This is a genomic window from Clostridium celatum (assembly GCF_021412605.1).
Lineage (GTDB): Bacteria > Bacillota > Clostridia > Clostridiales > Clostridiaceae > Clostridium > Clostridium celatum.
This window is the reverse complement of the sequence record NZ_JAJKGM010000003.1, coordinates 60691-76063: the sequence shown is the minus strand read 5'-3', so window position 1 is coordinate 76063 and position 15373 is coordinate 60691. Positions and strand designations below refer to the sequence as shown.

The window sequence follows — 15373 nt, the reverse complement described above, 5'->3', positions numbered from 1 at the left end:
ATATAAAAATAGTTAAACTTAATGGATATCAAGTTTAACTATTTTTTATAATTCTATAGTATTTAAATTTATATATATCAATAACTTTTCTTTACAATATTTTTTTAATATCTGTGATAAATAATTAATAACATCTCTTTTACATAGGATAACTTTTTATTACTTCTAATTCACCTTTAACAGAATAATTCCCCAATTTTGCTGGAATTAAGTAGCTATCTCCCATTTTAATTTCTTCAGAGAATTCTTTTCCTTCGATTGTTCCTTTTCCATCAACACAAGTTAAAATAAAGAATTTTTCTTCATTGCTACAGTCTGTCCATTCTTTTTTAATATTAAATTTTTGCATTCCAAAATATTCATTTTCACAAAAATTAATTTTAGAGAATCCTTCAAACTCAACAATCTCATGATTTGATAAATTTTCTGCTGCTAAATCAAAGTTTATTACATCAAGTGATTTTTCAACATGAATTTCTCTTGGTCTTCCGTAATCATAAACTCTATAAGTAACATCTGAATTTTGTTGAATTTCAGCTATTATTAATCCTTCACATATAGCATGAACAAGTCCACTATTTATTAAGAAGCAATCACCTTTTTTAACTTCAATTACATTTAGATAATCTTCTGATTTACCTTCTTCTATAGCTTTTGCAAAAGTAGCTTTATTACAATTTTTTGTTCCAACAATTAACTTAGCTCCTGGTTTTGCATCAACAACATACCAAGCCTCAGTCTTTCCAAATTCATTTTCAACTCTCTTTGCATATTCATCACCAGGGTGAACTTGTACAGATAATTTTTCTTTTGAATTTATAAGTTTAACTAATAATGGAAACTTTTCTGTGCTTACTTTTGAACCAACTAAATCATGACCAAATTCTGAAATTATTTCATCAAATCTTTTTCCTTTAAGCTCCCCATTGGCTACAATTCCAATACCATTTGGATGGCAAGCTATATCCCAGCTTTCACCAATCTCCCCCTCTGGCATATTATCTCTAAAATTTTCAAAATCTCTTCCACCCCAAATTTTATTATAATAAAGATTTTCAAATCTAATTGGATACATATCAAACTCTCCCTTTCTTAAATAAACTTATTATCTTAATTCACTTATAGCTAATGCAGCTGCCCCTAAAACACCTGATTTACCTTCTAAGTTAGATTTTTCTATCTTACAGTTTTCAGCTATTATACTTAAAGACCTATGTTTTACAATTTCTTTTACTCTTTCTATAACAACCTCTCCACCATTAATAACACCACCACCAAGGACTATCATATCTGGATCTAAAGTATTCATCACATTAGAAACTACTAGGCCTAAATATGATAATGCTTCATCTAAAATATCATTAGCCACATAATCTCCTTCAGCTGCTTCAACAAACACCTCTTTAGCTGTTATATTTTCATAATTTTTAAGATTCGTATTAACATTGCTATTAACAGCCTCTAATGCTCTCTTCATTATCGCCGTACCTGATGACATTCTCTCTGAACACCCTTTATTTCCACACCCACATCTTGGTCCATCCTTAAAAACTGTAGTATGTCCTACTTCTAATGCATTTGAAGTGCTACCCCTATATATCTTTCCATTTAATATAGCTCCTCCACCTATGCCTGTACTTACAGTTATATAAACCATATTTTCAGTACCTTTACCTACTCCAAACATATACTCGGCTAATGTAGCTGCATTTGCATCATTATCTAAAAAAGTTGGTAAATTATACGTAGTAGTTAATTCTTCTACTATATTATAATTATTAAAAGGTAGGTTAGGTGGTGCCACAATTAACCCTCTTTTTACATCTAAAGGTCCTGGCGATCCAATCCCTATTGCCCCTACTTTTTCTCTATCAATATCCTCTAAAACATAATCTATAGTTTTCTTTATATTAGAAACTATTGCAATATCCCCTTTATTAGCTTCTGTACTAACAATCTTTTCTTTTATAATATTTCCTTTTAAATCAACTAATGCTGTATATATTTTAGTTCCACCTAAATCAACAGCTACAACATAATCTTTATCCATAATATTTCCGTCCTTGATAATATTTTATTTTCAAAATTTCACCTTAAAAATTAAGAGTAAAGAGCTAAAATTACTAACTCAATACTCTATTTATTATCTATAAAAACTTTAACTCTTAATTTTTAGCTCTTTTAAAATCCATTATTTTCTGCTACTTCTTTAATCCATCTACCTGACTTCTTTATTGTCTTCTTTTGAGTAGCTAAATCAACAGCAATAAATCCATATCTATTTTTGTAAGCATTAGACCAAGACCAACAATCGATTGGAGTCCATGAATGATATCCAAAACAATTTGAACCTTCCTCTATTCCTTTATGAAGATATTGTAAATGCTCTTTAAAGAATTCAATTCTATAATCATCTTGAATTTCACCATTTTTATCTATATATTTTTCTTCACCTTCAACACCCATACCATTTTCTGAAATATACCATGGAATATTATTGTAATTATCTCTTATATTCATAGCTATATCATACATTGCTTGAGGGTATATCTCCCATCCTCTATATGGATTCATTCTCTTACCTGGCATATCATAATAATCAAAGTGCTTGTCTGGCATCCATCCTTTTGAATTATCAAACTCCGATTCTTTTGCTTTAACTCTTCTTGGTTGATAATAGTTTACTCCTAAGAAATCAACAGTGTTTTTTCTTATTATCTCCATTTCTTCCTCTGAAGCTTCCCACATAACACCATTTTCTTTTAATAGTTCAACTAAAAGAGATGGGAATTCTCCCTTAACAGCTGGATCTAAGAATGAGTTATTAAATATGTCATCAGCAATTTTAGCTGCCTTTAAATCTTCTTCACTATTACTTCTTGGATATGCTGGAGTTAAGTTAAGAACTATACCTATTTTTCCTCCATCCTTATCACATCCAATTTCTCTAAATTTATTTATTACTTTTGCAGATGCAAGATTTAAGTTAAATAATACCTGCATAGCTTTTTTACCATCTACTAATTTCGGATAGTGGAACTGATATAAATATTCTCCTTCAACAACTACTATAGGTTCATTAAAAGTAGTCCAATACTTAACTCTATCTCCAAATAACTTAAATGCTGTTTCTGCAAACTTTACAAATAAGTCAACAACATGTTTAGATTCCCATCCACCATATTTATCATATAATTCAACTGGTATATCAAAGTGATGTAAATTCATAACTGGAATCATGCCATTTTTTATAGTTTCATCTATAACATCATTATAAAATCTTATTGCATCTTCATCTGGTTCTCCAGTTTCTAAATCCTTTATAAGTCTTGTCCATTGAATTGATGTTCTAAAACTATTTAAACCAATTTCCTTAAGCATAGCTAAATCTTCTTTGTAGCTATTATAAAAATTAGATGTAACTTGTGGTCCTACTCTATCAAAGAAAGCTTCTGGCTCTACTTCATACCAATAGTCAAATACACTCTTATGTGGTTTATTAAAATCTCCTTCTGATTGTGGACCTGATGTTGCTGATCCCCACCAAAACCCTTCTGGAAATATATATTTTTTAGTCATCTTTTTTCTCCTCCGAAATTTATAATTTATAGAACTAATTCTTAATCATATTATATCCTCGTCTTTTTTAAATGTCTATACTTTTATTTATAAAAACATATCTTTTATTTTTAAAATCATGTTTTTGATTTTAAAAAAACATACTTTTATATTGGAATTTTTCTTATATTACTGCAAAACATATTGATATTCATTTGTCATAATTAAAAAAAGCAAAAAAAATTCTTAGTTAATAAGTTGTGATTTATTAACTAAGAATTTTTTATGTTTTCTCATTGCAGTAATTTTTTAAATTACTGTAATTGCTTTAAATTCAAATTTATCATATCTATGTCTAGAAAAAGAATATTCAAAAACTTTTCCATTATCTAAGTATGCAACTCTTTCTACTTCTAATACAGGTTCATCTAAATTTAATTCTAAATATTCTCTATCTAAATCTGTACTTTTATAGGCTCTTACTGTAGAGTGTGCACTTTGTATTTTTAAATTTAACTTATCTTGTATGTAACTATATATAGATCCTTTAACATCTGCTAATTTCATTCCTGGAATAAGATTTAAAGGTATGTAAGTTTTTTCTATAACTACAGGGATATCATCTACATATCTTACTCTATGGATAGAATAAATAAATTCATCTTTTTCTATTTTTAGCATATCAGCAATTGTTTCGGAAGCATTTATAATTTTAAACTCTAACACTTTACTTGTTACTTTATGCCCTAAATTAGTATTAGTTAATCCAGAAAATTGTTTTTTTTCTATTATTCCTTGAATTTCATTTTCTGTTATATCTTTTACAAATGTCCCAGAACCTCTTCTCTTTATTATTAGACCTTCACCCACTAATAAATCTAATGCCTTTTTTACAGTCATTTTACTTACATTGTACTTTTCACATATTTCCTTTTCAAATGGAAGCTGTTCATTTGGTTTATATTTACCTCTTAAAATATCATCCTTGATATCTAATGCTATTTTTTGATATTTTATCATTTTTTATTTCACCTTTACCTTTATCTACTCTATTTTTATTCTACTAATTATTTATGATTTATTCAAGAAAGATTAAATATATATTTTTTATTGAAATTTGTAATGTTCTATTATATAATAAGTATATACTTTTAAGAGAGAGGGTTTTGTTTATGAATAATATGGAATCAGTTGCATTTGAGTTAATTAGTAATGTTGGAGAAGCAAAATCATTATTAATGGAAGCTTTAATGTTAGCTAGAGAAGAGCAATTTGAAGATGCCGATAATAAAGTTACTTTATCTGGAGAGTTTTTATCTAAAGCTCACCACAGTCACTTTGATTTAGTTCAAAAAGAAGCTAATGGTGAACAATTACCATTTTCTTTAATATTAATGCATGCAGAAGATCAATTAATGACAACTGAAACATTAAAAATGTTAGTTGAAGAATTAATCTTAACACATAAAAAATATTCAAAATAAGTACTTTTTTAATAAAACCAGCAATATGCTGGTTTTATTTTTTATTTATAAATTATATATTAAAATATTAACTCTATTACTTACACTTATTTTTTAATATTTAATTTTCCTTTAATAAATATATCTTTAAAAATTTGTGCTTTATAATATAAAACACAACATAGATTATACTTTAATCTAAAGCTAATCTACATTGTGTTTTATTTTTTAACGATATCTAATATTCCTTTTGCATATAAAAATTTTATGCTTCAAATTCATCCATAACATCATATGCTTGTTCTAAAACAGCTAATCCATCTACTCTTCCGTAAGTAACAGTATCAATTACTGCAACTGGTATTTTTCCACCAACCATAGTTTTCATTTTTGACTCTAAAAAACGTACTTGTGGTCCTAATAATAATACATCTGCTTTTTCCCAATTATTTGGAGCATCACTTTGTGATACTGCCCAGATTTTGCATTCTACTTCATTTTCTTCTGCTGCCTTTTGCATTTTAGTAACTAATAAACTTGTTGACATTCCTGCTGAACAAACTAATAATATATTTTTCATAATAATATCCCTCCAGATTTTATATCTATTTATTTAAATACTGTATTTAAATTTTCTTAGTAAGCTTTTTCTGTCATTTCTGCTGTTTCTTTTGTCTTTTTAAATCTGCTTACTTTATTTTTAGATTTTTCTGCAGCTTCTTTTTCTAATTTAATTGCTTGTATATCCATTACTTTTATAAATGGTGTCCAAATTGCTAATACTACAGCTAATATAACTAATTGTAATATACCACCAGCTAAAGAGTTAGTTGCAAGCATACCACTAAAGAAAATTGGTACTGTCCAAGGTACTGCTACCCCTGTTGTCATTGGAACTAATCCAAATTTCATTGATAAATAAGCTATAGTAACACCTACTATTAGTGAGATAATCCAAGGAATAAGTATTGTTGGATTCATAACTATTGGCAAACCAAATATAACTGGTTCATTAACGTTAAATATTCCTGCTGGTCCTGCTAATTTAGCTACCTCTCTTAATTGTTTGCTTTTTGCAATTATTAATATACCAATTACAACTGCAAGCGTCATACCTGTACCACCTATACCAACAGTAAATGTTTCCATGAACTGTTTAGTAACTATGTTAGGTAAATCTGTATGATTAACTACTGCTTCATAATTTTGAAGTGATAATGTATTCCAAATTGGATCTAATACTGAATTAACTATAATTTGACCATGTAAACCAAAGAACCATAAAAGTTGAATTGCAAATACCGCAACTATTGTTGCTGCTAATCCACTACCTAAGTGCATTAATGGAACTTGTATAAGTTGATATATAAAGTCATGTATATTACCCCAAGGTGTATAAACAAAAATAGTTCTAATTACTAAAAATACTGTCAATACTATACATGCTGGTATTAATGCGGCAAAAGATTTTGCTACTGTTGGTGGAACACCATCTGGCATTTTGATTGTCCAATTTTTTTTCATAATACGTACATATAACCAAGTTGCTAAGAATGCTGCTAAAATACCAACAAACATTCCCTTTGCACCTAATCTTGTAATTGGAATTATATCTGTTACTAAAACACCTGCTTCTGTAGTCATTGAAATCGGTGTTAAAACTAAAAATGATGCTACTGAAATAGCTGCTGGAAAAATAGGATCAACATCATAACTTTTTGCTAAATAATACCCAATGCCCATTACAACAAATAGTGTTGCTATACTCATAGTCGCTGATGGTAGTATACTTAATACATCTGTTACAGTAGCTACCCCATTACTACCTATGACCTTATCTAAATATGGTAGATTCATTATAACAACTGCAAGCGATCCAACTATTGTTAGTGGAAAACTTAGCATAAATGAATCACGTAAAACTGTTAAAACTCTGCTAGCACTTAACTTACCAGCTATAGGTAGTAAATACTTTTCAATTAACTCATTAAATTTAGACATCTAATCCATCCCCTCTCAAGTTTATAACTTTTTATGAAATCTATTACATGACTTATTATAATAAAAGATATATCTTTTGTAAAGCAAAAGTATATTCTTTTATTATAAAAATATAAATTTATTAAAAAAAGTGTGCAAATCATAATTTTTGCACACTTTTTCTACTTTATAATTACACTTTTAAATTCAAATTTATCATTTCTATGATGAGATTTTGAATATTCAAATGGTATACCATTATCTAAAAAAGCTATTTGCTCAACTTCTAATAATGGTGAATATTTCTCTATCTCTAAATACTTTCTCTCCTCTTCATTTGCACTTACAGCTCTAATAGTTCTATGAGCACTTTTAATTTTTAAATTTAGAGTTTCTTCTATATAGTTATATATAGATTTTTCTAAAACATCCTTTTTTAATCCTGTAATAACATTAATAGGCATATATGTATATTCAATTACATATGGTTCATCATTTGCATATCTTACACGACATATATAATAAACAAATTCATCATTAGATATTTTTAACTTATTAGCAATCTCACTAGTTGTATTAATTATATTAAACTCAATAACTTTACTTGTTACTTTTTTTTCCGCAAAATTACCTGTAAATCCAGTTAATAAATTACTTTCACTTATTTCTTTTATTTCGCTACTTTCAATTCCTTTTACAAAAGTACCTGCCCCTCTTCTTTTTACAACTAATCCTTTCATTACTAAAATATCTACTGCCTTTTTTATTGTAATTCTACTGACACCATATTCTTCGCACATTTCCTTTTCTAGTGGCAATTGATCATTTACATTATATTCTCTATTTGCTATTTTATTTTGAAGATCAATTGCAATTTCTTCATATTTTAACATTATAACACCTCATAAAATTTTAATTTTCTATATATCATTATAATTTTACAAATATCTTTAAACAATATCTATATTTAAGTTATTACTATACTTTTTCATATAAATACTCTTCATTATATCTATAACGTAAAATAGAGCTATATTCATCTTAATATATAGCTCTATTTTTATATCCTATATCAAATTTTGTTTTTGTAAAAAATTGTATAAAGCCCCTAATTTATTTGCATCATTTCCATACTTACAAATCTTTACTATTGGTCTTATTGTTGCATCTGGATTAGAATTCATAACTTCATCTATCCTTTTATTTACTTCATCTAAAAAACCTTTTCTTTCACAAATAGCTCCACCTAAAACTATAACTTCTGGGTCATAAGTATATTGAATATTAAATATGCCTATAGCCATATATCTAAAAAATTTATTTACCTCTTCTATCGCAACTTCATCTCCGCTATCATATAATTCAAAAGCTTTTAATCCGTTAAACTTTTCTATATCTATGCCTTTTCTCTCTGCAATAGATTTTGCTAATGCAAATGTTGAGCCTACTCCACTCCATGATAAATATTTTTGCTTAGTAACATCTATATCTACTAAGCAATAACCAAATTCTCCACCATGCTTATGAATACCTGAATGTATTTTTTTATTCTTAACTAATGCTCCACCTATGCCTGTCCCACAAACCACAAAAGCACAATCATTTTCTTCTTTTGCCACACCAATCCAACATTCACCTAAAGCTGCACAATTTGCATCATTTTCTATTTCAACTGGTAATCCAGTATTTTCATTTAATATTCGTTTAAAATTAGGCCCATGTATATATGGTAATGCACTCATACCTCCAATAATTCCACTTTCACTATCTACAGCTCCTGGTGCACTTAAAGCAATTCCCTTTAAACTATACTCTTCTTTTAAACTATTAATTTTAGTAGATAAGTTTTCGAAAAATTCTTCACTGGTTTTAGCTATATCTATTTTATCACTAATAATTATCTTACCTAAATTATTAATTATAGACCACTTTACAGATGACCCACCTATATCAAATACTATATAATTGTTCATATATTCCTCCTACTTATAAAAGTTATTAATATTTACATTTAATATATCGTCCTAATATTTTGTTGTCCATAATATTTAAGTATCTGTGTAATATTTATATTTAAATCTTAAAATTAATCTATTATATATTCTTTCTTTTTTAAGTTCCAATCATTATTAGTTTCAGTTATTATATTTTCTATATTTTTATCAATAATATATCTTTGAGTAAAAGTATAATCTAATCCAATAGATTTTCTTATATTTTCATAAATACCATGTATATCTATAGTATTATCTTTCGTTCTTTCATCTAATATTTCATCTTCATCTTTATTTATTGAAATATTAAATCCTTTTAACTCATTAAAAAATTCCTTGTTTTTCTCACTGGTTTTTAAAGATGATTGTATATTTAATGCATTAACATACTTATCTTCTTCAAATAAAAATTTTAAAAATTCCTTTGCTACTTCGGGATATTTTGTATTTTTAGCTATTGCTAATTTATAATCACCAAATATTTTTATTACTTCACTTTCAGGAAGTGGGAACATTCCTATATCATCACTATTCATTCCCATCTCACTTAACTGATACTTAAAATCAGAATTATAAAAAATCATTGCAACTTTTCCAGATACTATATCCCTTTTACACTGTTCCCATTTATAATCTAATATATTTTCCTCTACATATCCCTTATCTACTATACTTCTAACGAAATCTAAGGATTTTAACATTCCTCCATCTTCATAAAGAATATTGTCATTGCCTAATATTGCGTCAGTCTCTAAATTATTATCTAATAAATATGGTGCTATAGATATCCAACACTCCATTACCCACGACTGCGTATAATTTAAAGCCATTGGTACAATTCCATTACTTTTAATCTTTTCACAAATTTCAAAAAACTCTTCATTTGTACTCGGTATCTTATCAATTCCTAATTCTTCAAAAATAGCTTTATTATATATAATTCCATACCATAAACTAGAACTTGCTAAAAAATATTGTTTACCCTCTTCATTAATTCCATATTTATAATGATATATTTCATTTTCATCAAAGCCTAAATCATCTATGGGTAAAAAATACCTGTCATATTCACTTGATTTTATAGCTCCTGGAACTATTGTAACATCTGGTAATTCCTGTACTGCTGCCCTTCTCTGAAGTATCTCTTCTATTTCACCTATAAGCTCTAGATTAACAGTTACATTGGGATGTAATTTTTCAAATTCTTTTACTAAATTCTTTAATTCTTCTTTTTTATCGGTTCTATTGCTTACAAAACTTATTTCACCTACTAGCCCCTTTTCTTCTATAGTACTCTCATTATTTTTATTATAAGGTTTAATTATACAAATTGTAGCCATAATAATACTTACTAAAATAACAACTACAATACTTAAAACTTTAAAGCTACCTTTAGTTTTCACAAACACTACCTCTTTCTAAAAGCACAATTACATATTTCCTTCTTTATCATCATTATTTCTAAATTCATTTGGAGTCTTTCCTGTTATCTTTTTAAAAGACCTACCAAATGTTCTTGCATCATTATACCCAACATTTTCTGCAATTTCATAAACTTTGAGATTAGTTTTTAAAAGTAGCTCTTTAGCAACACTTATTCTATGTTTTGATAAGAAATCATAAAACCCTTCATTTGTTTCCTTTTTAAATAATTCAGATAAATAGTTTTGACTTAAATACACTTCATTAGCAACTTCTTTAAGTGTTATATTCTTGTTAAAATTATCAACTATATACTGCTTGGCTAACTTTATGGCTGTTAAATTAGTTTTTTTCATTTCTTCATTATTACTCAAATATGCTTTATCTGATAAGTTAAGATTATATTTTTTTATTCTATGCTCTTGTCTTATACTACTCTTCAGCTTTCTAAACTCTTTAGATTGCTCTCTAAGCTTCCAAACCTTTTCTGTTGATTCTACAATATATACATTTCTATTATTTTCAATAAACATATCAACATTTTCATATATATATGAATCAAAATAACTTAAATTCTTTTCCTTAGTAGTATCTATATAAAATATCATATATGTATTATCCTCAAAATTAAATGATAAATACTCCATGCTCTTAAAGTTATCAATTACAGATTTAATAAAGTTTCTCACTAATTCTTTTTCATTATTTTTATCCCTATCTATAATGATCATTTTATATATATAGTTTTCACTTAACTGTATATTTTCAAGTAACCTTTTATCAGTTTTATAATTTGTTTCTCCATTTGAAAATAGCATATGCTTAAAAAAGTCCTTCTTTAAAATATCAATAGATTTATTTAATATCTTTTCTTTTTTGCTATTATCCTTTATTTTATTTTCTACTTCTTCTAGTACACTTATTAATTCATCTTGCTTAATTGGTTTTAACAAATAATTAATTGCACCTAACTTCATTGTATCTCTTACATATGTAAATTCATCATACCCACTTAACACTACAAACATAGGAGGATTAGTTAATGTATCTAAAGAGTTTTTTATTAACTCTGTACCTGTCATTATAGGCATCTTTATATCAGTAATAACTAAATCCACTTTATTTTCCCTTAAATATTCTAGTGCTAACAAGCCATTTTGAAAATCTGAAATTACTTCATGTTGATCAAATAACCTTTTTATTATTTTAGTCAATCCCATTCTGATAATTTTGTCATCATCAACAACTAATATTTTCATATATCCTCCCTTTTATTGAATAAACTTACTAATTGATATATATTAGTATTATACATTAAATGTTTACATATTGTAATTATATATTTTTAGGAATTTATTTATTGGGGGATCACATGACTTTAATTAAAAATTCTTCTATAAAGAAGTTAACACTATCAATTTTTGCAACTTTGTATTTAATTTTTTTCATATTTACTATTTTAAATTTATACTCATATTCTAAATATGAATCTTTAAAAACAGAAAAACTCATTAAAAATTTCAATCTTAGTTTAAGTAAACAAATATCTGAAAAGATTAATAGTATTTCTGATGTGTCCAAGTATCCATTACTTATACCAGAAATATCAAACTTACATAATATCCTTAGATCAGATAATGTTCTTGATATAAATAATTATAATTATTTAAAACATCTTTGCGAAATGATTTTAATTCAAAACGATTCAATAAATGGAGCTTACATATATGATTTAAAAGGCCGTGGTACATTCGCTTCTAGAAATACCTCTACAGATATATTAATAAATCCATCTTTAGAGTGGTGGTTTCTAAAAAGTATTCAATCCGATAACTCAACTTCCATATTTAGCAATATTAATATTAAAAGTATTGTTGATGTTAATACTTCTAGTAACGAAAATTTAATTGCTCTAACACGACAAATTATTGATATATCATCAAATGAAATAACTGGATTATTGTTAATTACAATTCCTACTGATAAAATTTTAAATTTATTAAATAATGACATAGCATTTAATAATCAAATTCTTTCACTTTATGATTCAGATGGCCAGTTAATAGCAGAAACTAATAAAAATCCACTATTCAATGATTTATATCAAAATACACAACTTATAACTACTAATACAGAACCTCAGATTGAATATATGTACAAAGATACTAGCTATATAGTAACTTATAATTATATTCAATTTTATGATTGGATACTTATAAATACAATAAAAAAATCAGATGCTTTTAACTTAAACACACTATATATGATGTTTTTCTTTATTAATTTAATATTCTTCTTGATTATGTCAGCTATACTTTATTTATTCTTAAAAAATAGAATATTTAATCCAATTGAATCATTAGCTAAAAATATGAAATCAAGTAATTTAGAAAAAAACCTTGATACAAAAATTATTTATGATAAAGATGATGAAATAGGTTTTTTAGTTAACTCTTATAATAAAATGAAAAATCGAATAAATTATTTAATTAATATCAACTATAAAAATGCTCTTGAACATAAAGAATTAGAGTTACAACAATTACAAAATCAAATAAATCCTCATTTTATATATAATACATTAGAATCTATTCATATGATGGCTGAAATAAATGACGATATAGAAACATCAACTATGGCAGAATACTTTGGTGAAATAATTAGATATAGCATGAACCGTAGAATTAATACTGTGACATTAAAAGAAGAGCTAAAAATTATAGATAATTATATCTATTTACAAAAAATAAGATTTGACCAATTATTCACTATTGAAAATATGGTTTCAGATGAACTATTATCTTGTGAAATAATTAAAATGATAATTCAACCCTTAATAGAAAATGCCATTTATCACGGATTAAGTGAATGTAGTGGCAACGGTAAAATAATAATTCAAGGGTCAAAGGTAAATAATAATCTTTTATTAACAATATCTGATAACGGAATTGGTATACCTGAAGAAAAATTACAAGATTTAAATGATTATATAAATGATAAAAACCATAACTTTAATGGTATTGCATTAAGAAATATAAATAAAAGATTAAAACTTAATTACGGTGAAAATTATGGTCTTGAGATTTTTAGCATAGAAGGAAATGGAACATCAATGGTATTAACTCTACCATTTATAATAAAATAATTACTTAACCTTGGTATCATTCCATCAAATATAAGAATTAATAATATCACCATTTCTTATATAGTCGTTTAAGCAATAAAAAATAGCTATAAGAAAATCTTATTTTTTGATTTTCTTATAGCTTAACTTTTATATTTAAACATATATTATAACCTTTTTAAATGAACTATATTACCATTGTAATTTTCATATAGCTTTTTTATATTTACTCCACAATACATTAATGCTCCACCTAAAAATACTTCATTAGTGTCCTTATTCACATATACTGCATCTTCATTTAATCCCTTTAATCTTATTCTTTTGCAATTATAACTATTTTCTATTTGACTATCATTGAATATAAGTAAAACTTCTGATTTATCTTTAGAGATAACTTCCCAATATTCTAAAGTATTGTTTCTTGTAGAATTCTTTATAAGATAATAATTCCCATTATTTATTATATCAATACTTATATTGTGTCTTTCTAGCTTTCCCTTAACAGTTTCCTTATCTAATATAACTCTATTTTTATTTATATACATCATTTCATTTTTTAAACTAAACATACCGCTATTTTCTATAATTCTTACACCCATATTTGACTCCCACTATCTTTATTATTTAAAATTCCAATATATATTAACTAATTAATCGCACTCTTGTTAACGTTTACCTATAGCATATCGTATATTCATCTATTAATCAATATTTTTTTATAATTTATTGCAATAATATCCATATATATTATATTTTTTATAATGTCATTAACAAAAAGATGCTATACCAATTTTTTTTGATATAACATCCTTATTTTTTTACTATTATTTCTATCTATTACTCCCTAAAAACAATGCTGCTAAAACTCCTGGTCCTGCATGTGCTCCCACTACATTTCCAACATAGTTTACAACTACATTTTTAAATTCTTGTTCTTCTAATATAATATCCCTTAAAGTCTCTGCTTCTTCTAAGCAATCTCCATGACATATATATAAAGTTTCATTTTTAGTATTTATCGCTTTTTCCTTAACTTCATTAGCTAAAAACCTTAAAGCCTTTTTCTTACCTTTAATTTTTTCACCTTGTACTAATTTTCCTTCATCATCTATATATAATGTTGGCTTAATATTTAAAAGACCTCCAATAGTTGCAGTTGCCCCTGAAATACGCCCACCTCTTTTTAAATGATTTAAATCATCTATTATTATTGAGTGTACTACTTTTCTCTTATTCTCTTCAAGCCAATTAACTATTTCTTCTACACTTTTACCTTCATCTCTCATTTCACATGCCTTACTAACTAGAAAACCTTGTCCAACAGAAACACTTAATGAATCAACTAACAAAATATTTGCATCTGGATATTCTTCTAGTAAAATATTTTTTGCTATATTGGCACTATTAAAAGTACCACTTAAACTTGAAGATATTGATATATAAATTATTGAATCTCCATTCTTTATATGCTTAGTAAATTCTTCTTCAAATTCATGAGCATTTATTTGAGATGTTGTAGGTGTTGCACCTTCTCTCATCTTGTTATAGAAATCTTTATAGCTCAGAGTTTGTCCTAAATCATCTTTTATTAACTTCCCATTTAAATTTAATATTAATGAAAGTAATCCTATATTGTTATTTTCTATATATTCTCTTGTTAAATCACATGCTGAATCAGTTAATATCTTTATTCCCATAATCTTCATCCTCCACTAAATTTATATTAGTTTTGTTTTAAAGCAATTATATACAGAAACATTAATATTGTCAAATCTTTTGATTGCCAAATATTTTTTTCAACAAAAAAAGAGAGGGGTAGCCCTCTCCTT

14 protein-coding genes are annotated in these 15373 nt (G+C 26.3%); 2 read left to right on the top strand and 12 right to left on the bottom strand.

Annotated elements, in window-relative coordinates; translation table 11 throughout:
• Window positions 1-139 precede the first annotated feature (139 nt).
• From LPC13_RS02290 to LPC13_RS02275, 4 genes are all read right to left on the bottom strand, one after another.
• The gene (locus LPC13_RS02290; protein ID WP_005211657.1) at window positions 140-1075 is read right to left on the bottom strand and encodes a type I phosphomannose isomerase catalytic subunit; all 936 of its coding nucleotides are present in this window, start codon (window positions 1073-1075) and stop codon (window positions 140-142) included.
• A gap of 30 nt (window positions 1076-1105) precedes the next feature.
• Window positions 1106-2050: an ROK family protein gene (locus LPC13_RS02285; protein WP_005211658.1), complete on the bottom strand. Its 945-nt coding sequence runs from the start codon at window positions 2048-2050 to the stop codon at window positions 1106-1108.
• A 131-nt stretch (window positions 2051-2181) separates the two neighbouring features.
• Window positions 2182-3579, bottom strand: coding sequence for a glycoside hydrolase family 1 protein (locus tag LPC13_RS02280; RefSeq protein WP_005211665.1), 1398 nt, complete (start codon window positions 3577-3579; stop codon window positions 2182-2184).
• A gap of 288 nt (window positions 3580-3867) precedes the next feature.
• Window positions 3868-4578 carry a GntR family transcriptional regulator gene (locus LPC13_RS02275; RefSeq protein ID WP_195244970.1) on the bottom strand — a complete coding sequence of 237 codons (711 nt, stop codon included), beginning with the start codon at window positions 4576-4578 and terminating at the stop codon, window positions 3868-3870.
• 152 nt (window positions 4579-4730) lie between these two features.
• Here LPC13_RS02275 and LPC13_RS02270 point away from each other — a divergent pair, with 152 nt between their 5' ends.
• A complete protein-coding gene (locus LPC13_RS02270) occupies window positions 4731-5042 on the top strand; it encodes a PTS lactose/cellobiose transporter subunit IIA (protein WP_005211670.1) in 312 nt (103 codons plus the stop codon).
• A 244-nt stretch (window positions 5043-5286) separates the two neighbouring features.
• Here the strand turns inward: LPC13_RS02270 and LPC13_RS02265 are convergent, their stop codons facing one another.
• From LPC13_RS02265 to LPC13_RS02240, 6 genes are all read right to left on the bottom strand, one after another.
• Window positions 5287-5601, bottom strand: coding sequence for a PTS sugar transporter subunit IIB (locus LPC13_RS02265; protein ID WP_005211671.1), 315 nt, complete (start codon window positions 5599-5601; stop codon window positions 5287-5289).
• 56 nt (window positions 5602-5657) lie between these two features.
• Window positions 5658-7022, bottom strand: coding sequence for a PTS cellobiose transporter subunit IIC (gene celB, locus LPC13_RS02260; RefSeq protein WP_005211672.1), 1365 nt, complete (start codon window positions 7020-7022; stop codon window positions 5658-5660).
• A 161-nt stretch (window positions 7023-7183) separates the two neighbouring features.
• Entirely contained in the window at window positions 7184-7894 is a 711-nt protein-coding gene (locus LPC13_RS02255; protein WP_234088511.1) for a GntR family transcriptional regulator, read from the bottom strand.
• Between the two features lie 174 nt (window positions 7895-8068).
• Entirely contained in the window at window positions 8069-8974 is a 906-nt protein-coding gene (locus LPC13_RS02250) for an ROK family protein (protein WP_005211674.1), read from the bottom strand.
• Window positions 8975-9087: 113 nt separating this feature from the next.
• On the bottom strand, window positions 9088-10398 hold the full coding sequence (locus LPC13_RS02245; protein ID WP_234088509.1) for an ABC transporter substrate-binding protein: 1311 nt from the start codon (window positions 10396-10398) through the stop codon (window positions 9088-9090).
• A 27-nt stretch (window positions 10399-10425) separates the two neighbouring features.
• Window positions 10426-11676: a response regulator transcription factor gene (locus tag LPC13_RS02240; RefSeq protein WP_005211676.1), complete on the bottom strand. Its 1251-nt coding sequence runs from the start codon at window positions 11674-11676 to the stop codon at window positions 10426-10428.
• 113 nt (window positions 11677-11789) lie between these two features.
• On the opposite strand from LPC13_RS02240, the gene LPC13_RS02235 reads away from it, so the two are divergent.
• Window positions 11790-13562, top strand: coding sequence for a sensor histidine kinase (locus LPC13_RS02235; RefSeq protein WP_040418855.1), 1773 nt, complete (start codon window positions 11790-11792; stop codon window positions 13560-13562).
• A gap of 146 nt (window positions 13563-13708) precedes the next feature.
• Here LPC13_RS02235 and LPC13_RS02230 read toward each other — a convergent pair whose 3' ends face one another.
• Together LPC13_RS02230 and LPC13_RS02225 are read right to left on the bottom strand one after the other, a co-directional pair.
• The gene (locus tag LPC13_RS02230) at window positions 13709-14143 is read right to left on the bottom strand and encodes a GH36 C-terminal domain-containing protein (protein ID WP_195244975.1); all 435 of its coding nucleotides are present in this window, start codon (window positions 14141-14143) and stop codon (window positions 13709-13711) included.
• A gap of 231 nt (window positions 14144-14374) precedes the next feature.
• The gene (locus LPC13_RS02225; protein ID WP_234088507.1) at window positions 14375-15241 is read right to left on the bottom strand and encodes a DegV family protein; all 867 of its coding nucleotides are present in this window, start codon (window positions 15239-15241) and stop codon (window positions 14375-14377) included.
• Window positions 15242-15373 lie beyond the last annotated feature (132 nt).

Excerpts from the sequence above, each read along its gene's own strand:
- LPC13_RS02290 (WP_005211657.1), bottom strand. The coding sequence starts at position 1,075 with ATGTATCCAATTAGATTTGAAAATCTTTATTATAATAAAATTTGGGGT.
- LPC13_RS02285 (WP_005211658.1), bottom strand. The coding sequence starts at position 2,050 with ATGGATAAAGATTATGTTGTAGCTGTTGATTTAGGTGGAACTAAAATA.
- LPC13_RS02280 (WP_005211665.1), bottom strand. The coding sequence starts at position 3,579 with ATGACTAAAAAATATATATTTCCAGAAGGGTTTTGGTGGGGATCAGCA.
- LPC13_RS02275 (WP_195244970.1), bottom strand. The coding sequence starts at position 4,578 with ATGATAAAATATCAAAAAATAGCATTAGATATCAAGGATGATATTTTA.
- LPC13_RS02270 (WP_005211670.1), top strand. The coding sequence starts at position 4,731 with ATGAATAATATGGAATCAGTTGCATTTGAGTTAATTAGTAATGTTGGA.
- LPC13_RS02265 (WP_005211671.1), bottom strand. The coding sequence starts at position 5,601 with ATGAAAAATATATTATTAGTTTGTTCAGCAGGAATGTCAACAAGTTTA.
- celB (WP_005211672.1), bottom strand. The coding sequence starts at position 7,022 with ATGTCTAAATTTAATGAGTTAATTGAAAAGTATTTACTACCTATAGCT.
- LPC13_RS02255 (WP_234088511.1), bottom strand. The coding sequence starts at position 7,894 with ATGTTAAAATATGAAGAAATTGCAATTGATCTTCAAAATAAAATAGCA.
- LPC13_RS02250 (WP_005211674.1), bottom strand. The coding sequence starts at position 8,974 with ATGAACAATTATATAGTATTTGATATAGGTGGGTCATCTGTAAAGTGG.
- LPC13_RS02240 (WP_005211676.1), bottom strand. The coding sequence starts at position 11,676 with ATGAAAATATTAGTTGTTGATGATGACAAAATTATCAGAATGGGATTG.
- LPC13_RS02235 (WP_040418855.1), top strand. The coding sequence starts at position 11,790 with ATGACTTTAATTAAAAATTCTTCTATAAAGAAGTTAACACTATCAATT.
- LPC13_RS02230 (WP_195244975.1), bottom strand. The coding sequence starts at position 14,143 with ATGGGTGTAAGAATTATAGAAAATAGCGGTATGTTTAGTTTAAAAAAT.
- LPC13_RS02225 (WP_234088507.1), bottom strand. The coding sequence starts at position 15,241 with ATGGGAATAAAGATATTAACTGATTCAGCATGTGATTTAACAAGAGAA.